General features: G+C 48.0%; 21 protein-coding genes and 1 pseudogene. 5 read left to right on the top strand and 17 right to left on the bottom strand.

Features of this window, described 5'->3' with window-relative positions:
- Position 1: 1 nt before the first annotated feature.
- The 4 genes from MKZ07_RS27140 to MKZ07_RS27125 all read right to left on the bottom strand — a co-directional run bounded on the left by MKZ07_RS27140 (position 2) and on the right by MKZ07_RS27125 (position 3,844).
- Positions 2–952, bottom strand: a complete 951-nt coding sequence (locus tag MKZ07_RS27140) for an NAD-dependent epimerase/dehydratase family protein (RefSeq protein WP_341028682.1) — start codon at positions 950–952, stop codon at positions 2–4.
- Between the two features lie 96 nt (positions 953–1,048).
- The gene (locus MKZ07_RS27135) at positions 1,049–2,104 is read right to left on the bottom strand and encodes a hypothetical protein (protein ID WP_341028680.1); all 1,056 of its coding nucleotides are present in this window, start codon (positions 2,102–2,104) and stop codon (positions 1,049–1,051) included.
- Between the two features lie 13 nt (positions 2,105–2,117).
- Positions 2,118–3,608: a class I adenylate-forming enzyme family protein gene (locus MKZ07_RS27130; protein ID WP_083677988.1), complete on the bottom strand. Its 1,491-nt coding sequence runs from the start codon at positions 3,606–3,608 to the stop codon at positions 2,118–2,120.
- Positions 3,605–3,844: an acyl carrier protein gene (locus tag MKZ07_RS27125; protein WP_036693181.1), complete on the bottom strand. Its 240-nt coding sequence runs from the start codon at positions 3,842–3,844 to the stop codon at positions 3,605–3,607. The genes MKZ07_RS27130 and MKZ07_RS27125 overlap by 4 nt, the downstream gene beginning before the upstream one ends.
- A gap of 227 nt (positions 3,845–4,071) precedes the next feature.
- On the opposite strand from MKZ07_RS27125, the pseudogene MKZ07_RS33660 reads away from it, so the two are divergent.
- Positions 4,072–4,216 (top strand): annotated as a pseudogene (locus MKZ07_RS33660) (IS256 family transposase); the annotation flags it as partial.
- Between the two features lie 426 nt (positions 4,217–4,642).
- On the opposite strand, the gene MKZ07_RS27120 reads toward MKZ07_RS33660, so the two are convergent.
- On the bottom strand, positions 4,643–5,638 hold the full coding sequence (locus MKZ07_RS27120; protein ID WP_036693187.1) for a phosphotransferase enzyme family protein: 996 nt from the start codon (positions 5,636–5,638) through the stop codon (positions 4,643–4,645).
- A 177-nt stretch (positions 5,639–5,815) separates the two neighbouring features.
- On the opposite strand from MKZ07_RS27120, the gene MKZ07_RS27115 reads away from it, so the two are divergent.
- Positions 5,816–6,193 carry a hypothetical protein gene (locus MKZ07_RS27115; protein WP_036693190.1) on the top strand — a complete coding sequence of 126 codons (378 nt, stop codon included), beginning with the start codon at positions 5,816–5,818 and terminating at the stop codon, positions 6,191–6,193.
- 129 nt (positions 6,194–6,322) lie between these two features.
- Here MKZ07_RS27115 and MKZ07_RS27110 read toward each other — a convergent pair whose 3' ends face one another.
- Together MKZ07_RS27110 and MKZ07_RS27105 are read right to left on the bottom strand one after the other, a co-directional pair.
- The gene (locus MKZ07_RS27110) at positions 6,323–7,348 is read right to left on the bottom strand and encodes a serine hydrolase domain-containing protein (RefSeq protein WP_036693193.1); all 1,026 of its coding nucleotides are present in this window, start codon (positions 7,346–7,348) and stop codon (positions 6,323–6,325) included.
- Between the two features lie 76 nt (positions 7,349–7,424).
- Positions 7,425–8,312, bottom strand: a complete 888-nt coding sequence (locus MKZ07_RS27105; RefSeq protein WP_036693195.1) for an AraC family transcriptional regulator — start codon at positions 8,310–8,312, stop codon at positions 7,425–7,427.
- Between the two features lie 146 nt (positions 8,313–8,458).
- Between MKZ07_RS27105 and MKZ07_RS27100 the strand changes: the two genes are divergently transcribed.
- Positions 8,459–9,214: a GNAT family N-acetyltransferase gene (locus MKZ07_RS27100; protein ID WP_036693197.1), complete on the top strand. Its 756-nt coding sequence runs from the start codon at positions 8,459–8,461 to the stop codon at positions 9,212–9,214.
- A gap of 117 nt (positions 9,215–9,331) precedes the next feature.
- Here the strand turns inward: MKZ07_RS27100 and MKZ07_RS27095 are convergent, their stop codons facing one another.
- On the bottom strand, positions 9,332–9,880 hold the full coding sequence (locus tag MKZ07_RS27095; RefSeq protein ID WP_036693199.1) for a histidine phosphatase family protein: 549 nt from the start codon (positions 9,878–9,880) through the stop codon (positions 9,332–9,334).
- A 153-nt stretch (positions 9,881–10,033) separates the two neighbouring features.
- On the opposite strand from MKZ07_RS27095, the gene MKZ07_RS27090 reads away from it, so the two are divergent.
- Positions 10,034–10,321 carry a hypothetical protein gene (locus MKZ07_RS27090; protein WP_162174446.1) on the top strand — a complete coding sequence of 96 codons (288 nt, stop codon included), beginning with the start codon at positions 10,034–10,036 and terminating at the stop codon, positions 10,319–10,321.
- Here MKZ07_RS27090 and rlmD read toward each other — a convergent pair.
- From rlmD to MKZ07_RS27070, 4 genes are all read right to left on the bottom strand, one after another.
- On the bottom strand, positions 10,318–11,823 hold the full coding sequence (rlmD, locus tag MKZ07_RS27085; protein ID WP_341028673.1) for a 23S rRNA (uracil(1939)-C(5))-methyltransferase RlmD: 1,506 nt from the start codon (positions 11,821–11,823) through the stop codon (positions 10,318–10,320). The genes MKZ07_RS27090 and rlmD overlap by 4 nt on opposite strands.
- 34 nt (positions 11,824–11,857) lie before the next feature.
- The gene (locus tag MKZ07_RS27080) at positions 11,858–12,748 is read right to left on the bottom strand and encodes a diacylglycerol kinase (RefSeq protein ID WP_036693231.1); all 891 of its coding nucleotides are present in this window, start codon (positions 12,746–12,748) and stop codon (positions 11,858–11,860) included.
- A gap of 243 nt (positions 12,749–12,991) precedes the next feature.
- Positions 12,992–13,756 carry a sirohydrochlorin chelatase gene (locus MKZ07_RS27075; RefSeq protein WP_076158513.1) on the bottom strand — a complete coding sequence of 255 codons (765 nt, stop codon included), beginning with the start codon at positions 13,754–13,756 and terminating at the stop codon, positions 12,992–12,994.
- A gap of 3 nt (positions 13,757–13,759) precedes the next feature.
- Entirely contained in the window at positions 13,760–14,050 is a 291-nt protein-coding gene (locus MKZ07_RS27070) for a YerC/YecD family TrpR-related protein (protein ID WP_019913624.1), read from the bottom strand.
- Between the two features lie 374 nt (positions 14,051–14,424).
- Between MKZ07_RS27070 and MKZ07_RS27065 the strand changes: the two genes are divergently transcribed.
- Positions 14,425–14,973, top strand: a complete 549-nt coding sequence (locus MKZ07_RS27065; protein ID WP_036693237.1) for a hypothetical protein — start codon at positions 14,425–14,427, stop codon at positions 14,971–14,973.
- A gap of 27 nt (positions 14,974–15,000) precedes the next feature.
- Here the strand turns inward: MKZ07_RS27065 and corA are convergent, their stop codons facing one another.
- The 5 genes from corA to MKZ07_RS27040 form a co-directional block, all read right to left on the bottom strand.
- A complete protein-coding gene (gene corA, locus MKZ07_RS27060) occupies positions 15,001–15,960 on the bottom strand; it encodes a magnesium/cobalt transporter CorA (RefSeq protein ID WP_036693238.1) in 960 nt (319 codons plus the stop codon).
- Positions 15,961–16,162: 202 nt separating this feature from the next.
- Entirely contained in the window at positions 16,163–17,065 is a 903-nt protein-coding gene (locus tag MKZ07_RS27055) for a response regulator (protein ID WP_036693240.1), read from the bottom strand.
- A 3-nt stretch (positions 17,066–17,068) separates the two neighbouring features.
- Positions 17,069–18,358, bottom strand: coding sequence for an ATP-binding protein (locus MKZ07_RS27050; protein ID WP_341028664.1), 1,290 nt, complete (start codon positions 18,356–18,358; stop codon positions 17,069–17,071).
- A gap of 87 nt (positions 18,359–18,445) precedes the next feature.
- Entirely contained in the window at positions 18,446–19,096 is a 651-nt protein-coding gene (locus MKZ07_RS27045) for an amino acid ABC transporter permease (RefSeq protein ID WP_341028662.1), read from the bottom strand.
- 42 nt (positions 19,097–19,138) lie between these two features.
- Complete coding sequence (locus MKZ07_RS27040; RefSeq protein WP_036693248.1) at positions 19,139–19,789, bottom strand: amino acid ABC transporter permease; 651 nt, start codon at positions 19,787–19,789, stop codon at positions 19,139–19,141.
- Positions 19,790–19,899 lie beyond the last annotated feature (110 nt).

Genomic DNA, 19,899 nt, shown 5'->3' with positions numbered 1-19,899 from the left:
TTTAATGGATATATTGACCTTGGTAATAATGGATCGTTCTAGCGAGTGCATCATGCAAACTGATCGCCGGTTCCCAGTCTATGATCTTCCTTGAAATGGTAGTATCCGGATTCCTCCTCTTGGGATCATCTTCCGGTAGCGGGAGAAACTCGATCTGCGCGTTGGACTTCATGAGCTCCTTCAATAATTGGGCGACTTCAAGTATGGTGACTTCTTGCGGATTCCCCAAATTGACCGGCTGTTCATACGTGGTGCCCAGCAGTCTCATAATCCCTTCCAGCAAATCGTCGATATACTGAAAGCTTCTCGTCTGTCTGCCGTCGCCATAAATCGTAAGGTTTTGCTTGGACATGATTTGATTAATGAAATTGGTAATGACACGTCCGTCATATAAATCCATCTTCGGGCCGAATGTATTGAAGATCCGAATGACCCTTACCGGTATGCCGTATTTCCTGTTCATCCAGTAGGTAATCGCCTCTGCATACCGCTTCGCTTCGTTGTAGCAGCTTCTTGCTCCAATCGAATTCACGTTGCCATAATAGCTCTCCGGCTGAGGATGAACGGTTGGGTTACCGTAGATCTCGCTTGTTGAAGCCAAGAAGAAAGCGGCCTGCTTCTCTTTGGCCAGATGCAGCAGATGCATCGTTCCTTCGCTGTTGACCCTCATCGTTTCGATCGGATAGGACAAATATTTGGGCGGGCTGGCAGGACTTGCGAAATGCATCACCCAATCGACAGGTCCTTCAACTGCGAGCGGATAAATGACGTCATGCTCGATAAACTTGAAATTCGGCGACCGTAGGAGATTGTCAATATTGACAGTGGACCCGGTCAGAAAATTATCGGCACCGATAACGGTATGGCCTTCCCGCAGCAGCCTCTCGGCAAGGTTGGAACCGATGAAGCCTGCGACTCCCGTTAATACAATGAATATAAAGATCCCCCCCATTGCTTATGATTGGTGATAGCAAAGCCTATAATCCCAGCATCACTCCCTTCAATAGCTAGATCACCACCCGCTTCGGGTGGGGCTACTCCCTCGACATTACTGAATGGCTACCTGCTTCAGCCATCGTTCAAGGAATATTGATTCTTCATTTTCTATATTTGTTATCAGCGTAAGTAAGCTTTCTAAAATACTTATATCCCTTGTCAAATTGTATTTGAGCGCTACATTCACAAGTATCCTCGCCTTCACTTCAATTGATATGCATTCGTCTATATGCTCTTGATTTAATCTAATTAGATGACGATTATGGTACAAATACTTGAGTCTTAACGTCATTAACTTCTTATGATCATAAAGTAAATGAAAGGGTCTTATATCAAGTTCAGATTTTTTTTCCGTTGTCTCTTTCACATAATTTAATAGAGTTGTGTATATTTGGATGCCGAAGTCAAGATTATCCCTGTCGCCGCCATAGTTGGACATCTCCCAATATTCCGGCGTTTTTTTAGTGAAATAGTTTCTTATAGAATTCACTAGAGTATCTGCACTGAATTTATCCTGATATTGATCATTGAATGTATACAGATAAACCATTTCTCTTAGATAATCATGATTGGTTGTTAGATGATTAGTATTGAACGCAAGATTGAAATCTGTAAATGATATCTCAGCTTGACTATAAACACCGTTCTTAAAGAAATCGGAAACATACAATATCTCTCTATTTAAATCATAACCGTATACAAATATGTCATGATGCAAATGGAGTCTATTATATCGATCACTTAATGGCACGTAGAAATAATTCACCATGGTGTGGATATAATTATTAGCATTAATGTTTTCTATAATAAATTGAATAACAGAGTCCCATTTAGTTGTTACAGTATCTCTATGTATCTTTTGAGTCGTAATCCATTTGCACGCATCTGAAGGCCGCAGCTCATAAGTCAGAGGGAAATAAAAATCTCCCCAATGATGCTTATAATCTTTGTTAATATATAATTGAATATAATTACTAAATATCCATGGGTGTGCGCACTCGTAATGGGTAAGAATGGACAAGAGATGGGCATGTTGCGTATATGTTGTAATCATCGGATAACTTATTGGTAATATTCCCTTGTCCAATGGTTGGGTTGTATTCTTCAATTTCTTCTTCCCCCTACTCATTTAGCAATAAGCGCTTTGTACTTGCCCTGTCCAGTTTTCCTGTTTTTGTTTTTGGAATGTCATCTATAATCCTCCATTGTCTAGGCACTTTATACGATGACAAATGCAAGTTGCAATGTTGTGTCAGCGCATCTATATCAACCAGACATTCTTCAAAAACTTTCAGAAATGCTATGGGTACTTCGCCTAATAGATCATCGTGCACACCAACAACCATGACCTCCTCCACTTCTTTCAAGCCATATATAAATTCCTCGATTTCTTCCGGATAGATATTGATACCGCCTGATATAATGATATTTTTCTTTCGGCCTGTGAGTATGAGACACCCTGATTCATTCCAATATCCCAAATCTCCTGTCTTTAACCAACCATCAACAATGGTAACGTTCGTTAACTCCGGATTTTTGTAATAACCAAGCATCACATTCGGGCCCTTGACCCAAATTTCTCCTGTAGCAGCAGTTCCTTTAACCTCATTCTCTTCTTCGTCAACAAGCCGAATAGAAACGCCACTGACGGGTGACCCACAGGAAAGGCTGCGGTCTCCCCGTTCCATCATGCTCACCCGCGGAGAAGCTTCAGTTAATCCATAGGTTTGAATAATATCCGCTTTGGGAAACACAGTCTGAAGATGGTCTACTAATTTCGCGGGAATCGCCGCACCGCTAATCACAATAAATTCAATAGAATCAAAGGCACTCCAGTTTGTTGTCTGATGAAAATCGGAAACAAACTGCATCAATTGCGTAGGCACCGCTGAGAATGCCGTGACCGCCTTATTCTGAAACAGTCTAAAAGCTGTGCGCGGCAGCAAGGGCAAGCTGATAAGTATAATTCGGGTTCCATGAAGCATGCAAGAAATCAATTGCGTGACAATTGTAGAACTGAAATGAACGGGCATCGTGACAAGAAACGAATCTTGATCCGTATAACCGACCTTTTCGCCATGTGCCAGCGCATTCGTTAATACATTCCTATGGGATAACATAACGATTTTAGATTTTCCGGTTGTGCCCGATGTAGGAAGGAGAATCGCACATGGATTGGAATCGGACGGATTCGTTAACGGGATCGATTCGAACGAAGGCATCGGCTCTTGTGATAAATCCTGAGCGGTAACCCAATGAATATCACAATTTAAATGCGCAGGTTGTGCATATTTGCTGATAACCAGCCTGACGTCACTGGCATTAAGAATATTTTCAATTTCAGTTTTGGAAGCCGAGTAAGGAACCGGCACTAGTACATGACCGCAGAACTGAATACCAAGCGCTGCAGTAATGAACAAGGGCTCATTATTTGTGTATACTGCAAGATGACTTCCGGCCTCAAGATCAAAGTTCTTCTTTATATATAAAGCAATCAAGTATGCTTCAGTCATCACCTCTGCATAAGTCCAGTGCTGCTTTATATCTTGAAGGATAATATGTTCTTTGCGGTCACATGCCTCCATAAATACACGCTGAATGATAGTCATCATATCGTTTTCCCGGTCAAATAATTAAGGATTAATCCAGCCGTGGAGAACTTCTCAAACAACAGATCCTCATCAGGGATCGAGATGTTAAACTTCGATTCCATTGAAACAATAAGCTTGATGAAGCCAGCCGAATCGATCCCTTGATCCAACAAATTGGTATCGTGATCATCTGGATAATCGATTTCAAGCTCAGCAAAAATTTCATCTCTCAAGATATATTCAATTGATCTAGACATCATGTTTCCTCCGTTCCATAATCTTTAGAAAGGCTGGTTAGAGAGGATGGCATACATGGTGATATTCAGTGATGAGTAAGTGAAAGTGCTTGTGAAGGAGAGTAATCTCAAAACGATGGACAATGTCCATTCGCACTGAAAGAGTTGTTTGCAGAGACCCTGCAATTTATGCTGGAGGCGGAATATCACACGGTGCAGGACATGAAAAGCTTGACGCGAAGAGTACAACGACGGAAATGTCCGAGGGTTACCATCGTCAACATCGCTAAGCAACTAAAGAAAAAAAGCATTTTCCCAAGCGATGAAGCGCTGCTGAAAATGCTCTACTTAACTACGATGAATGCCACTTGTAAATGGATGGTTTTAGTATAAATTGCAAATATACCAATTGTCAACAATTTTAAATAAGCCCGTTGATGCCCTTTAGAATTCCATTCGTCATCTGAATGTTTCTCTCATTTTTGATCTGCGTTTTCCGCTTATCTTCCCGATATAACCTTACCAAGCACTCCACATGTGTGGAGTGCTTAATTTTGAATGTATCTTCATCAATCGTTTGGCGAGTTAGATGGCGGACGAGTTCTAACTGCTCATGTTGAAGTTCTTTAAGTTTCTTCTGGACTTTCTGAAGTTCATTTCTGCACCAACTGTGATCCAATAGAATAACCGCTCACGTTGATTGAGCGGTTATTCTACTATCGTCACCCGTTAGGTCAATAGCATTTGGTCACAGGTCCGTGGTAATTTGTGGGCAACAGAAAGAGGATGCCAATCGGCTATGTTACTTAGATTTCTTCTCTAGATTGCTAGGCCTACTTGATTGATGTTATAAAAAACTGCCTTGCCTTTCAACAAAGACTTACAAAGTTCAATCAGACTTGGTATATGTTCACGTATCCACACATGCATTTCTTTTGTACTTAGCCTAAACGCGTAGAGTTCACATATATTCAAGAACATCAATTCTTCTAACTGTGCGATGTCCATTTCTCCTGACGCAACACTAGTGTAGCCGGAAAGTAGCTCATCCCTTAATTCATTTTTAGTAAATAGGGCACCCATAGCGACGTCACTTGCGTAATATCCGAACCCCGATAATCCGAAGTCGATGAATGAAATTCCCATTGATGAACGGATTAAATTGCTGTAGTGAATGTCACCATGAATTAATCCCCATGTCTCAAAACATTTGGCCCAATTTTTCATACGGTCGGTTACCAGCAAAATGGCACTTTCAAGAATTTGAAACTCTTCAGTGGCGATAACACCCATTTTTTCGCCTGATCGCAGTTTATTCAACATGATATTTACCGACTCTATCCCATATTCGGGTCTTATGAAACTTGAATCATGTTTAAAACCCTGCGAAAACTGATGTAATTCTGCAATAGACTTTCCGAAGGTTCCAACCATTTCCTTACTAGTGAAATCTCCCTTGGACATGGTTTCTCCAAAAATCCATTTCAATACGGAACAATGCACTTCTTCGCTTTCAACGACATCGCTTGTTACAAGCTCACCCTCTAGATTCGAAACAGGGATTTGAACAGGGATTTGCGAATGAGACGACAAAGCTAACAGATATATTAGTTCTGATTGAATCGCCTCACGTGTGTTTTGTAAACCCTGCATGTTTTTTGTGATTGGTTTATGCATACGCAACAAGTAGGTATCTTCCGATCCCTTTTCTGTTACTTTGTAGGTAATATTTTCATTATGACGAATAAATTCCACGATAGGGTCGATTAAAGGATATTTCTGTATAACCTCTTTAAAGCACTTCGAATAATCCATGGATAAAATTTCACTCCTTACCATAGTAAACTACTACACGTTTGTAGATCCCCCCATTTGCAGACATAGAGCTTCAGAGCGGTGAGCCCTACTATACCTATGTACAAAAGCATATCTTTGAAGTGCTTGGTATGGACCATACCTCTATTCACTGGGCGCAGCAGGATAATCCAGCAGTTGCCGATGGGAGAAGCAGAATTCAAGGATACACGCGGCCTAATCGGATGGGTCGTTCACAGGTTCAAAAAAACGGCGAAACTGCCTGCCCCGTTGAACAAACACTATCTTTCGATAAATGCTGCAGGACTTGTCTTTATTGCGAACACCGCAATTCTGGGCTATAGAACCTTGAATAACTCGACCTATCCAGCCCTTCGCATCCACCTAATATTGAACATCGTTTATGTTGTGCTGACAGCCGGTTATATCGTACTGCTTGGACTTAAGTTGTGGAAGCAAAAGAACGGCAAACGAAGAACAATCCTATATGCGCTGTCCGGCTGTTCAGCATTGCTGTTCAGCGCACTTATCATCGGCTGGGATCTGTACTTTTAGTTTGCTTATGAAATGAGAAATTCTGAGATGCTAAAAAGCCTTTCTAATAACAAACTCCTACGCGGCACTAAATTTTCAAAATGTATTGATTCTCCGTGGCTAGAGGTTGTTATAGCTTGACGTTAAAACTTATTCATCATGATTGAACTTGTAATATAAGTCATTCACAAGCTTATAGATGCTGGTCCAATTAAGATTGCTGCAATTGCAAAATAAAATGACACTGAACCGTTTTTCATAAAATCTAACATAAATACTTCTGAATCCGGCATCTCCGCCCGTATGCCAAAGTGTCCTTTGTCCACACTTATTCTGGATCATCCAGCCATAGCTGTAACCGCCGCAGGAATCGGACAGCACTTCCCCGTCCGAACGGATACCCTCTTCGTAAATCCGTTTTTTAATATCCTGACCCAATAATTTACTGCCATACAGAATATCGTCATATAGCTTCATATCTGAAATTGAGGTAAATACATTTGCACAGCCTGTTGCAAGTGTATCGACATAATAGCATTTCAAGTCACTCTCATGTTGCTCATATCCGTAGGCTCTATTGGGAACAACAGGTTGTTTTTCATCAAAAACCAAAGTATGCTTCATGCCTGCTGCATCAAAAATATTTCTTTTCATATAATCAGCAAGGCTCATATTCATAATTCTCTCAATAATGATCGCCAACAGTACGTAATTGGAATTACAATATTCCATTTTACTGCCCGGTTTAAAGCATAATTGCTGCTGGGCCTCAAGCAGACTCAAAACCTCGGCATTTGTAGAGTACAGGGCGTTGTTTCTTGCCTTTTTCCAAAGCAAATCATTATAGTCTGCCAAGCCGGAAGCATGATGCGCCAAGTGATAAATCGTGATTTCATCTGCGTAATGCTTCAACTCGGGTATATATTTTACCAGCAGATCCTGTTCACAAAGCTTTTTGCTTTCAATAAGCTGCAATATGGCGATACCTGTAAACTGCTTGGATACAGATCCAACGTTAAATACAGTACTGGACGTAATAGGAATGCCATGTTCGCAGTTGGCAAGACCACGATAATCTTCGAATACCACATTCGAATTTTTGATTGCAATTAATGCGATTCCAGCTGAGTTATTTGTATAAGCTCCTTCATAATATCCTTCCAGTGTTATTTCCATATTCCCCCTCCTTTCTCCATTCAATAAAGGCGTGTGATGACTTTGTCATTTGCATGTATTCGTTTTTTTCCTATACCTATACGACCGGCACATAGTAGTCCAGCTCACAATAATCTTGGGTACACAGACTCCTATCTACATACTCAAAATGAAAGTGGTTCTCCCAATCAATCGGCTTGTTCTTTGTCAAAAAATCATCCTTGAAATCCCAAAATTCAAGCAGATGTTCCCATGTCAACTCCTCCGGAGGAAAAAAACCTATAAACCGGAAAACCGTATAGCTGCCGGCGGGAACGACAAGCCGCTTCATATCGATGGGCAAAGCGCTGTCTTTTCCAATCTCCATACTGGATAAGTAGTAGGTATACTGGCCCCTTTCTTCTCCCCAAAAGGTAAACCCGTAATAAACGTTTGGATTGACAGGCTGCATGATCCTTGAACGATGCCCGTGGAAAAATTCAACAGCCAGGCTAGTGGCTTTAAACTCCTGCAGATTTTCCTGGATACTCACCTGATGCAGCAGACCGCCAAGCTCAAAGGCAGGCCGAAAAACATGAAATGGCCTTACGAGCAGGGCATGATCCAATTCAATAAGGAGCGAAGGATCTGCCTTGGGCGTAATTGGAACATGGCGCGGGCTTCTTCGATATTCGGAAGGAGACAAGCCGAACTCGCCTTTAAAGGCCCTTGTAAAAGATTGCTCATACTCGAATCCATATTTTTCGGCAATACTCACAATTCGGTCATCGGTATGGATCAACTCGTACAAGCTTTCCGTCAGCTTCCGGGAACGAGCATACTCCATAATGCCGCGCCCGGTCAAAGACTTAAAAATCCGTTGAAGGTGGTACCTGGACAAGTACACCTGTCCGGATATATCCTCCATGGATAGATGTTGATACATATTCGCTTCAATACAATCAACGGTATTCTGGATATGCCCTATCCGATCATTCTCGCTCACATGTTCCCCCCAAGTCTGTGATCCCGGCTAACGAATTCATTTCTGGCACAAAGAGCACAATTTGTTAAGGTTGATTCTGCCCCTCTTTAGTATAATCAGGCTGATCAGAAAACGCATTCACAAAAATCCAGCAGAGGAGAATGAAGATGAACCCGCAAATCATAAGAAGCCATATTGATGAGGGCGGCACGTTTTATTTGGATATTCTGGGGAAATCCGAACACATGGAGAACGAACAACGTCCTCATTATACAATGATCCATCCCAAAAAGGGATACCATGGGGGAACGTCGATCTATAACATTCAAATTGAACATTTGCCCGAGCCCGAAGCATTACGCCTTGTACAGGAGATCAAAAGCTACAAGGAGCATATATTCTGGGGAATGTATCCCTCCGTGCGATTGATGCAGTATGTTGGGGAGGGTAAACCCAGACCGGAGCCATTGCCAGAGCCGAACGAGGAGGAGGCCGGTATGGCTCTGCTGGCCGCAGAGAAGCCCGAATATCCCAGGAATCCCAACCATATAACGGTACATAAGGTTAACAATGCTGAAGATTTCAAGCTCTGGGCGCTGCTTTGCAACTTCGTTATTCACCAAGGGTATCCCATTATTCATCCCGAGCTTCATTACCCGGTATGCCAGGAAGGTATTCTAACGTGCTTTAATGTGTATGATCAAGGAACACTGGCAGGGGTGTCATCTCTTTTAAATCACAATGGGGTTTTCTCCCTGGAATTTGTTGCTGTATCAGACGCCTTCCGCCGAAGAGGAGTCGCTACGGCAGGGGTCATCGCTGCTGTTGAAGATGCCTTTGCTCAAGGAGCCGAGCTGATTACGGTAAGGTCGATTGGAAAAAGCAAATATCTGCTCCCTAAGCTTGGATTCCGAATTTACTGAAAGACGAAAAGCCCTCTCCCAAAGGAGTGGGCTTTTGATAAAACGTCTCGGTTTTCTTCATAACGATTGGTTAATCAATTACTGTTTTTTTTTATTTTCGCCAATACATCTCAACTATTAGTCGTTCCTTACTAGCACCGAATTAAAAATATATTCTTTGTAGTGTCCGTTGTCAGATGAAAATCTTAAAATATTCCCGTCTTCGGGAATACCTTCAAAATAAGCTCCAATACAACCAGTAGTACATCTGTGACCTGATATTAAAATATTCACATTTCTTAAACTGTATTTAGCTTCAAGTTCATTCATAAAGTTGAAGACTCTTGATATGTAGGTCTTAATTTCTTCAACGCCTTTATAAACCCTCGTATCAGGTACTACTCCGACCATTTTTACATCGCCTTTTTTTAATCCATCGGCTTCACCTAAATCGAATACATCCAGTCTCTTATCAATTATCGCTTTAGCACCTGTTGCAATCTCAGCAGTTTGGATAGCTCTTTCTTGTGGGGAAGAAAAGACATAGTCAAATTTTGTATTCTTAAGTTTATCCCTTAAAAGTTCCGCTTGATTGATACCTACTTCATTTAATGGCAACCCTAGTCTACCTTGGAGTCTTCTCTCTTTGTTCAAATCTGTTTGTCCGTGTCGAACTACATAAATCATACTGTAACCTCCCCAACGTAATATTCGTATTTCCCCTTGTCCCTTGAACATTTTAATGCAGTCATAGTCATACTACCATATACTGGTACACAAGGAGAATGCACGAATTCTTTGTTCGTTTTGGATGTACGTACCATAGCATTGAGGAAAATTTTGTACGGAACAGACAACGGTAAACTATGCCGCGACAACAAAAAGCAATTCGCTAGGCAGAATGACCTTGCCCTCTTCTCAAATCAGGCATTAACCCTTGATGCTTTTACCGTCCAAAATGAACGCATCCAATCCGAACAGCAAGGAATTATGAAACGAAAAGTTGAATTGGAATCCATTCTCGAAATGCAAAAAGACACGGAAGAGAGATTCCGTGCCTACTTCATCAAGATTCACTACAACATTGCCCAACCTCAAGGAAAAGGCGAATTACTACAAGGGGCTTAGTCATTAGCCCCTTTCAATTTTAGTAACACTGTACACTCCACATGTACCGTATGCGGGAACATATCCACCGGCGTGACCTCCACCGCCCGGTATCCCCCATCCTCCAGCACCCGCAAATCGCGGGCCAGGGTAGACGGGTTGCACGAGACATAGACGACACGCTCCGGCTGCATCAGCAGGATAGTCTCCAGCAGGCGCGGGTCGCAGCCCTTGCGCGGGGGATCGACGACGATGACATCGGGAGTGATGCCCTGCTCTTTCCAAGCGGGGATGACATCCTCCGAAGCGCCGACTTCGAATTTAACGTTGTTCATTCCGTTCAGCTTCGCATTGGCACGGGCGTCTTCGATGGCTTCAGGGACGATCTCAACTCCGTACACCTGATCCGCGTGCTGGGCCAGGAACAGGGAGATGGTGCCGATGCCGCAGTAGGCATCAATCACGGTTTCCTTGCCGGTAAGTGCAGCGTATTCCAGAGTTCTGCCATACAGCACCTCAGTCTGGGCCGGGTTCACCTGGTAGAAGGAGCGCGCCGAGATGGCGAATTGCACCTCTCCAATGTAGTCATAGATGACCTCGCTGCCCCAGAGGACACGGGTATCGTTGCCGAAGATGACATTGGTCTTCTGCGTGTTAATATTCTGGCAGAGGCTGACCACCGCCGGAAGCTGCTCACGGATACTACCGAGCCAAGCATCCAGATGCGGGATATCCCGGCCGTTCGTGACCAGCACCAGCATCATCTGGCCGGTGCGGAACGCCTTCTTCACCACAACGTGACGGAGCAGGCCACGGCCGGTCTCTTCGTCATAGGCGGTGATGCCTAGCTCTCGGCCGAGGCTCTTGACGGTGGCAACGACCTTGTCGTTGTCCTCATGCTGGATCAGACAGGTCTCCATGTCGATGATCCGGTGACTGCCCCGTGCATAGAAGCCGCCGACCAGACCGCCTTCGGTCACACTGATAGGCACCTGGGCCTTGTTGCGGTAGCGCCATGGCTCGTCCATGCCGAGTGTAGGCAGCACGCGGATGCCTTCGCCTTGAGTCCCTGATGCACTTGCTCCATCTGTACTCGCCGCTCCTCCACTAACTGCACCGGCCACCTCCAGCTTCCCGATCCGCTGGAGGTTGTCCACCACCAACTGCCGCTTCCACGCGAGCTGCGCGGTGTAATCCATATGCTGCAGCTGGCAGCCGCCGCATTGATCATAGATCGGGCAAGGCGGCGCGATGCGGTCGCTGCTGGCCTGCACTAGCTCCAGCAGCTTGGCGTAGCCATACTGCTTCTTGGTCTTCAGCACTCTGGCCCGGACTCTCTCACCGGGAAGAGCGCCCTGCACAAATAGGGTAAAGCCCTCTACGCGGCCTACCCCTTCACCTTCATGGGTCATGCCGATAATATCGAGCAGGACCTCATCGTTCTTATTCACCGGCAGACCGGCGACAGGGGCCGCCCCTTGTTCCCGGCGGCTTGCGCTGCGCCTACTGCGTTGTTTATTCATGTGTATAGGTTCACTTCTTTCATGTTCTTCACGATTAATTCTGCGCGAAAATCCGCAGATGCTGCGGCAGGATGCTGAAGTTGCCCGGCAGGGTGCCGCCAAGCTCGCCGTCCAGGTTCAACTGTACGTGGCCGGGAGAGGTAACCTCCATGGCATCGGTGCGGAAATGGATAACCTTCTTGTCATTCAGGTGATCTCCGCGGATGGTCAGACGCACCAGCCGGATGAACTCGGCCAGGTTGCATTTCTTAACGGCAATAACGTCGAGCAGGCCGTCATCGATACGCGCACCCGGGGCCAGCTTCTCGAAACCGCCGACTGAATTCGTGTTGGCGATCAGGAAGAGCATGAACTCGTCATGGATCATCTCCTGGCCGTTCGCGCGGATGTACAGCTCTTGCGGAGCAAGGCTGGCCATCTTCTCGATCCCCTTCAGATAATAGGCGAGCTGACCCATCATGGTCTTCAGCTTGCTGGGGACCTCATAGGTCAGCTCCGTCAGCTGCCCTCCGCCTGCTATATTAATGAAGTAACGGTCATTGGCTTTGCCGAGATCGATCAGGCGCGATTCCTGACGCAGAATCAGGTCGCAGGCTTCCTCCCAATTCTTCGGAATACCCATGGCCCGCGCGAAATCATTCGTCGTTCCCAGCGGCAATATGCCGAGCGGGGGAAGGTTCGGCTTCTCCGCCATCCCGTTAATCACTTCATTAAGCGTACCATCGCCTCCGGCAGCTATGATCAGATCATAAGTACCGCGTTCCACAGCCTGGGCTGCAGCCGCAGTAGCATCGCCCTCTCCCGTTGTTGCATGGCAGGTAGCTTCGATACCGCCCATATCCAGCCGGTCTAGAATATCGGCGAGTCGTCTTTTCATTTCTTCCCGTCCAGAAGTGGGATTATAAATCAATCTCGCAGTTTTCATTACCGGAACGCCACCTGTTTATATAATGGATAACTTTACTGATTATACCCAATTCTGTACCCCACAAGCAATGTCGGAGGAACTGAGGAGGAATATAAGTATACCCTCCGCCCGGGCTCCAAGCTTAGAAGATCGGCAGAAAGTATAGATATATGTATGCAGCAGTGGTAACCATGGCTACATGGAACACTGGGCGCACCCTATAATCAGCTTCATTACCCGCTTACGAATTAACGTTGACCCTCAAGCCTCCAGGCGCTGGAGCACTGCTTCCACCTGCCGCTGAATCCAGCGCGGCAGCAGCGGATGCGGCAGCAGCGTCTGGCCGGAGTAGGCATAATCTAACCCTTCCAGCCGCTGCGGAATAACCACCTTAGTGAAGTACCCCTCACTCAAAAAAAGCGGAGCTACCAACACACCATAGCCCTGCTTCTGCCAGTGCTCCACCCGGCTTCTTATACTGTCCGGGTTCAGCAGCCCGTAATCAGCTGCATCCAGCCCGCTTATCTCCCGTACCCGCGCGGCAAGTGAAGAGATGCCCTGCTCCCAGCGCTGCCGGAAGCCGTCATGCCTGCTGCCGTGTCCGACCAGCAGCACCATCTCCCGCCCGTTATGCTTTGACAGTTCCCGAATCTTATCCCACAGCATCTGCGCAATATCGGGATCATCATCGACAGGATAGCCATAGTGAATTTTCGCGGCAACCCTGAACGGCGCAAGGTCGGTCTCCCGCTCAGGAACCGGCTTAGCGCCCAGCGCATACTCTATCTCATCGACATGCGTGCTGCCGGAAGAAACAAACAAGGGGATCACAATAATATCTGTGACCCCTGCATGTTCCAGCTTATCGATTCCATCCTGTATCAATCGTCCTTCTACCAGCTCAAGGAAAGCCACTGCCACCGGCAGCTCCTCCCGGAACGTGAGATGGCTCACTGCCTCGTCTACCATCGACACCCAGGCCTGATCACGGGAGCCGTGACTGATTAACAATACACCCGGAACCATAGATTATCGGCCCAGACGTTCCAGCGTAAGCTTATAACCGTCATTGCCATAGTTCAGGCAGCGCTTCACGCGGGAAATTGTAGCCGTACTGGCCCCCGTCTCGGCTTCGATCTGATTATATGTAGACCCCTTGCCCAGCATCCGCGCAACCTCAAGGCGCTGCGAGAGCGATTGAATTTCGTTCACTGTGCACAGATCATCAAAGAATACATAACATTCTTCCATATTTTTCAATGTTAAAATAGCCTCAAATAATTGATCGATACTTTTATCGTTTAGCTTCTTTAGCTGCATCGCCCTATCATCCCCTAAACATTAACTTAATGTGACTATCTTGCCTCTACTATATTGTACTGGAGCACATTTTTCAAGCATTAACGGTTTCACGCTGTAAAGAGTGAAATCGATGGACAAACGTCCACCCCTGGCGTACACCATCACTGGGGTTAATTCTAATCTACTTCCGGCTTCCAGGTTAGACCGCCTTACTCATAGTACTACAAAACCGTGCGAAATCAAGCATGGACACGGTTTCTTCACTTCCGCTTGCCGCTCTATAGGCATTCGCCCTTTTCCGCTAGTATCCCGGTTACCCGGGCATTCGTCTATACCGTCTGTTCGCCCATGACATACAGTATAGCAAACCACTAACGAAGGAATGTGATCCTATGCCTCAGCATTACTATAATCATTCCCGCCAGCAAGGCCGTTCCCTGGCTGAACCCTACAATCCGTCACCCTACCCGGGACTATCTGCTTATACACCTGCCCCGCTTCCCGGAGAACCTGAGCTGCTGCCTGCTTATGGCGCTGAAGTCACCGATACGACCCTCGCGCTCCCTGCTGCAGAAGCTTCTACTGCGAAGGCCGGAGGCCTGCTTGGCGGACTCGGCAATCTTGGAAGTCTGGCGAATATGGAACAGATCAAGGGAATCGTTGACCGGATGGGCGGTATTGACGGAATCGTCAACACCATGGGCAAGGTGCAGAAGGTAATGCAGGGCTTCTCACAGATGGCTCCGATGGTGAAGCTTGTGATGGGCGGCTTTGGCAAAGGCAAGGGAAGCGGAGCGGGAGAGCTCGCCGCCGAGGAGGATGCAGCCCTCTATAGCCCCAAACGGCGCAAAAAAAGACGCTCCGTCCCGAAGCGCCGCAATACCACCTCCAAAAAGCGTAAATCCGGCGGGCCTTCCTCCGTTAAGCGCCGCCGTTCCTAAGCGGCGGCGTTTAACGCGCTTTTCCCGTTACTTAAACCAGCCGCTCCGCCGGAACCAGCCGAACATTCCGATTCCCAGCACCAGCATAAGCAGCAGCACTGCGAAATAGCTGTATTTCCATTCCAGCTCCGGCATCACCCTGAAGTTCATTCCATAGATTCCGGCGATCAGCGTCAGCGGCATGAATACCGTGGTAATCACCGTGAGTGTCTTCATAATGGAGTTCATCCGGTTGGAGTTGAGCGAGATATAGCTGTCACGCAGGTCGGCGGTCATTTCCCGGTCAACTTCAATCATGTCGGTCAGCTTCAGCAGATGATCATAGATATCGCCGAAGTAGACCCGCTCCTCCCCGTTACTCTGCACATGCTGCGAATTGACAATCCGGTACATCAGATCACGCATCGGCACAATCGTCCGCCGCAGCTTCAGCAGCCTTCCGCGTACATTGAAGACCTGGCTCATCAGCTCTTCCACCGATTCGTTGCCGCCCTGGCTCTCCAGATCCGCAAGTTCATCCTCCAGCGTATACAAGGACGGGAAATACCTGTCGACCAGCTTGTCCATCACAGTGTAAGCAGCGGCCATCGGTCCGCCCGACCAGCCCTTGCGGCTATGAATCTCAGCTTTGACCATCTGCCACGCTTCCTCCATCTCCGGCTTGTCCTGATGATGGTAGGAGACGAGGAATTTCGGGCTGAGGAACAGGTCAATCTCTTCGGCCTCCAGCGTCCGCTCATTCAGCGAATGCAGCACGAAGAACTGCACATCCTCGTAATAATCAAGCTTCGGCCGCTGCAAGACATGCATACAGTCTTCAATTGCCAGCGGGTGAAAATGAAAATAAGTATCCAGCTTCAAGGTTTCTTCCTCCGTTGGCATAGCGAAATCCGCCCAGATCCAGGAATAATCGTCCAGTACGATATCCTGAAGCAGCAGATCGGTCAGCACCTCACCCGTAGGCGTTACGGCAAGTGTTCGTATCATAATATAAGTCCTCCGCCCTATGTAGGCAATCCGCAGCAGAGCTGCGCTGTTCTAGTTGCTTCCTCCCATTGTACAGCATGTCCCCGCAAAAAAATAACCGCCAGCCCGCTGACCAGCGGCTCCGGAGGTTTCTTGGTCTTGCCTCTATAGCTGACGATGCCATTTGCAGTGAAAGGCCCGGACCCATAGTCCCGTATCCGGCTTAGCGGCCCAAGCCTTCCAGCACCTCCAGATGCAGCACCTGCAGAAATTTCTTAATGTTCACCTTCACCTTGCCGCTATCCCGGCCCTGTTCGATCTCCTTCATCTTCAGGCGCACCTCTTCGAAGTCGAAATACAGCGGCGCATAATGCTCGAACTTCGGATTCCCGTAATCTGTCAGACCGATGGACGCGAGACTTGTCAGACCCGCCGCCAGTGCGCGGCGCAGACGCTGCTCAATAGCCTTGACCTCTTTGGCTGCCTCCACAGGTACCGGTCTGTATTTGGCAGCAGTCAGCTCATACAGCTCCTTCAGGGACGGAAGACTTCCGCTCTTCCCTTCCGCTACCGCCAGCTCCATGATCGTGATAATATCACGGCTGCCATTCTCCGAGATCATACCCATATTCATCAGAATGGGCTGGACAATCTCCTTGACGGTCCGTTTGCCCGGCTGCAGCTGGGGCAGTCCGAACTGCAGGCCCTCCAGCTTGCCCAGCGTCAGCTTGATCTCATCCAGATAACGGCCCATGGCGTAACGTTCATTCACTTTATATAGAACAGATTCGACTTCAATCTTGTTGATCGGCTTGCGGATGAAGAATTCAATTCCGCTCCTGTAGGCGCGGCTGACCATGTCCCCGTTCTCAATCTGCGAGATCATGACGAATTTGGAGCGGCAGCCCTGTGCCTGAAGAGTGAGGATGGTCTCAATCCCGTCCTGGTCCGGCATCAGCAGATCCATCAGCACAATGTCCGGGGTCTCGCTCAGTATCAGAGCTATACCCTCCTGTCCGCTCGCTGCAGTCCCCGTCACCTCACCAAGCCCGCTGTCCTCAATAATATGCTGCAGCATTCTTCTCGCCGACGCGTCGTCATCTACAATACAGAATGATAGCGGCATCCTCTATTCCTCCTTCCGCAGCTTCATGCTCGGCACTGTAATCTGGAACATGGCCCCTCCGGCATGCGATACCGGCTGAACCATAATGCTTCCCTCGAACATATTCACTATATCCCGTACATGTGAGAGCCCGATCCCCGTGGCAGCGATGCCCTCTTCATCGAATTTCGTTGTGAAGCCCGGCTCGAACAGCAGGTGGAGATCACGCTTCCCGATGCCCGTCCCGCTATCAGTAACTGTCAGAATCGTCATACCGTCCTGCTCATAAGCGTTCAGATGGATGCTGCCTGTTCCTTGGATGACTTCCACCGCATTGGCGGTAAGATTGTTAAGCAGGGTCAATAGAGGAATGTAGCTGTCGGTTGTGTAATCGGAGGTGATGTGAATATGGAACTTAATCTCTTTGCCCAGCATTTCCGCATATTTGCCATTGCTCTTGACCGCGAACTGCAGAATGCCCGATAACGGCATGTCCCCGTTCACCTCACGCTCTACCAGCTTCACCAGCCCTGCCAGAATCCGCTGCGAATCCTTCTTCACCTCATGGAGCTGCTGGGTGATGTCGAGCACCTGCCGGCTGTAACGCCCCGTGCCTTCCCCGTCCTTCAGCTTGGTGTACAGCTCAAAGCTGTTCAGCGTTACCTGCTCCAGGGTGCCTATGGACTTCTTCAGATAGAACACTTCCCCGTACAGGCCGGAGCCGAATCCGAGCATCTGCTGGGTCCGTTCATGCTGCTCCCGCTCCCGGATACGCAGCTGGCTGACAGAGATACTGCTGTATACCCCGGTGGTGAAATACGTTCGCAAGACCGCAATCGCCATCAGGTACGTCCACTCGTTCAGCCGGAAGGTAGCCGAATCCAGCACAATCAGGCGGGCCAGCAGCTCCATTTCATTGGACAGGAGATCGATCACCGCGGCAACGGCGCCCAGCACCAGCGGATGGAAGGTGTCGATCCGGCTCTTGATGACATACATCAGCGCGCCGAACACCATGTAATAGATCATTGCCGAGAAGTGGCTGCTGAGGCTCTGCTCTGCCGTCAGTCCGCTTCCCTCCACCATATCCATGGCAGTCCGGAACAGCAGCACGACCACCCCGGTGGCACAGCCTGTGCGGATATACGGCAGCTGCCTCATTAACAGCAGGAAGAGGAGAAAGGCGCTGCTGCCCATGGCAATGCGGAAGATATCTCCGTCAAACGGGTTGATCTTGAATTCTCCGGCTACCGCAGTAACGGCGGCCACCAGCAGAATCTGTACCGCCTTCATTCTCAGAATCGATTGTCCCATCGCCACTGCTCCTGCCTAGAGAGGTTGACAACTATAGTATCATAGCCGTACTGGATTGAATATGGCTTAATCCTCATTCGGCTAAGGTTATACCGCTCTGTGCTCAAGCCTTCTGGACAGCAGCGACAGCAAGTAATTGACGACAAAATAAATCAGGGCAACCAGCGCCAGCGTAGGGATGGCATAGCTGTAGCTGTGGCCGATGACAATGTTGGCATTATGCATCAGCTCCGGCAGGGAAATCACAACAGCGAGCGAGGTATCCTTCAGCAGGGAGATGAACTGGCTGACCAGTGGCGGAACCATGCGCCGCAGACCCTGGGGAAGCACGATATGCCATAAGGTCTGTAGATTGCTGAGACCGGAGGAACGCGCCGCTTCAATCTGCCCCTTGTCGATCGACATTAAGCCGCCGCGGACAATCTCGGCAATCATCGCCGCCTCGAAGATGGTTAGTGCTGCAATGGCCGCAGTAATCAGTCCGAGCTTGATTCCGACCTCCGGCAAGGCGAAGCGGATGAAGAAAATGATCAGCAGCAGCGGCAGATTACGGATCAGCTCCACCAGGTAGAACATGACCGGAGACAGCACCGGCACCTTCGAATAGCGGATGACGCCAATAATACAGCCGATGATAAAGCTCAGGAAGATCGATACAAAAGCAACGATCAGCGTCACATACAATCCGTCCAGCAGAAACTTCAGATTATCGGCAGAGTATGCACCTATGAAATCCATAATACCCCTCCTTTAGCTTCAGATGTCCTTTAATGATGCTTCTTAATATTTGCGCTGCAGCCGGCGCTCCCAGATCCGCACGCCGTAGCTGAGCGGAAGTGTAAGCACCAGATAGAATACCGCTACGAAAATGTAGGTGTCGAAGGTACGGTAAGTCTCTGTAGAGATCCCGTCAGCAAAGTACATCAGATCAAGACCGGCCACCAGAGTCAGTACCGAGGAGTTCTTAATCAGATTAATGAACTGGTTGCCGAGCGGCGGAATGACCAGCTTGATCGCCTGCGGCAGAATAATATGCAGCATGGTCTGTATGTAGTTAAGACCGGAGGAACGTGCCGCCTCCATCTGTCCCTTGGGCACGGCCATAATTCCGGCACGGATCGCTTCGGCGATGAAGGCCGAGGTATATACGGCGAGTCCAATGGTTCCTGCCTTGAAGCCGTCCAGTGTGAAGCCCAGAGCGGAAGGCCCATAATAGAAAATATACACGACTAGCAGCAGCGGAATGTTGCGGATGAACTCCACATACACCGCACCGGACCAGCGCAGACCCTTGACCGAAGTTATGCGGAAGACGGCAACGACCGCGCCGATCAGGAAGCTGCCGATCAGGGCCAGCACACTGGACAGCAGCGTACCGTAGAAGCCTTCCATATACAGTCCGAAGTAGTTCGTTAATATTGAGAAATCCATCAATGTTCACCTGCCTTTACCTGTGGATGAGTTCGTTCCTGCCCGGCATGACCGCCGTTCCTACAAACAAGTAGAAACGGCGTTGCCCTCCTTGGAAAAGGCGGTACCGT

The sequence above is a fragment of the Paenibacillus sp. FSL P4-0338 genome, assembly GCF_038002365.1.
In the GTDB taxonomy this organism is placed as follows: Bacteria; Bacillota; Bacilli; order Paenibacillales; family Paenibacillaceae; genus Paenibacillus_AQ.
The sequence above is the reverse complement of the archived record's forward strand: the minus strand, read 5'-3'. Positions and strand labels throughout refer to the sequence as shown.

Bases quoted from the DNA above. Each gene is read 5' to 3' on its own strand.
- MKZ07_RS27140 (WP_341028682.1), bottom strand. From the start codon at position 952: ATGGGGGGGATCTTTATATTCATTGTATTAACGGGAGTCGCAGGCTTC.
- MKZ07_RS27130 (WP_083677988.1), bottom strand. From the start codon at position 3,608: ATGATGACTATCATTCAGCGTGTATTTATGGAGGCATGTGACCGCAAA.
- MKZ07_RS27125 (WP_036693181.1), bottom strand. From the start codon at position 3,844: ATGTCTAGATCAATTGAATATATCTTGAGAGATGAAATTTTTGCTGAG.
- MKZ07_RS27120 (WP_036693187.1), bottom strand. From the start codon at position 5,638: ATGGATTATTCGAAGTGCTTTAAAGAGGTTATACAGAAATATCCTTTA.
- MKZ07_RS27110 (WP_036693193.1), bottom strand. From the start codon at position 7,348: ATGGAAATAACACTGGAAGGATATTATGAAGGAGCTTATACAAATAAC.
- MKZ07_RS27100 (WP_036693197.1), top strand. From the start codon at position 8,459: ATGAACCCGCAAATCATAAGAAGCCATATTGATGAGGGCGGCACGTTT.
- MKZ07_RS27095 (WP_036693199.1), bottom strand. From the start codon at position 9,880: ATGATTTATGTAGTTCGACACGGACAAACAGATTTGAACAAAGAGAGA.
- rlmD (WP_341028673.1), bottom strand. From the start codon at position 11,823: ATGAATAAACAACGCAGTAGGCGCAGCGCAAGCCGCCGGGAACAAGGG.
- MKZ07_RS27080 (WP_036693231.1), bottom strand. From the start codon at position 12,748: ATGAAAACTGCGAGATTGATTTATAATCCCACTTCTGGACGGGAAGAA.
- MKZ07_RS27075 (WP_076158513.1), bottom strand. From the start codon at position 13,756: ATGGTTCCGGGTGTATTGTTAATCAGTCACGGCTCCCGTGATCAGGCC.
- MKZ07_RS27070 (WP_019913624.1), bottom strand. From the start codon at position 14,050: ATGCAGCTAAAGAAGCTAAACGATAAAAGTATCGATCAATTATTTGAG.
- MKZ07_RS27065 (WP_036693237.1), top strand. From the start codon at position 14,425: ATGCCTCAGCATTACTATAATCATTCCCGCCAGCAAGGCCGTTCCCTG.
- corA (WP_036693238.1), bottom strand. From the start codon at position 15,960: ATGATACGAACACTTGCCGTAACGCCTACGGGTGAGGTGCTGACCGAT.
- MKZ07_RS27055 (WP_036693240.1), bottom strand. From the start codon at position 17,065: ATGCCGCTATCATTCTGTATTGTAGATGACGACGCGTCGGCGAGAAGA.
- MKZ07_RS27050 (WP_341028664.1), bottom strand. From the start codon at position 18,358: ATGGGACAATCGATTCTGAGAATGAAGGCGGTACAGATTCTGCTGGTG.
- MKZ07_RS27045 (WP_341028662.1), bottom strand. From the start codon at position 19,096: ATGGATTTCATAGGTGCATACTCTGCCGATAATCTGAAGTTTCTGCTG.
- MKZ07_RS27040 (WP_036693248.1), bottom strand. From the start codon at position 19,789: ATGGATTTCTCAATATTAACGAACTACTTCGGACTGTATATGGAAGGC.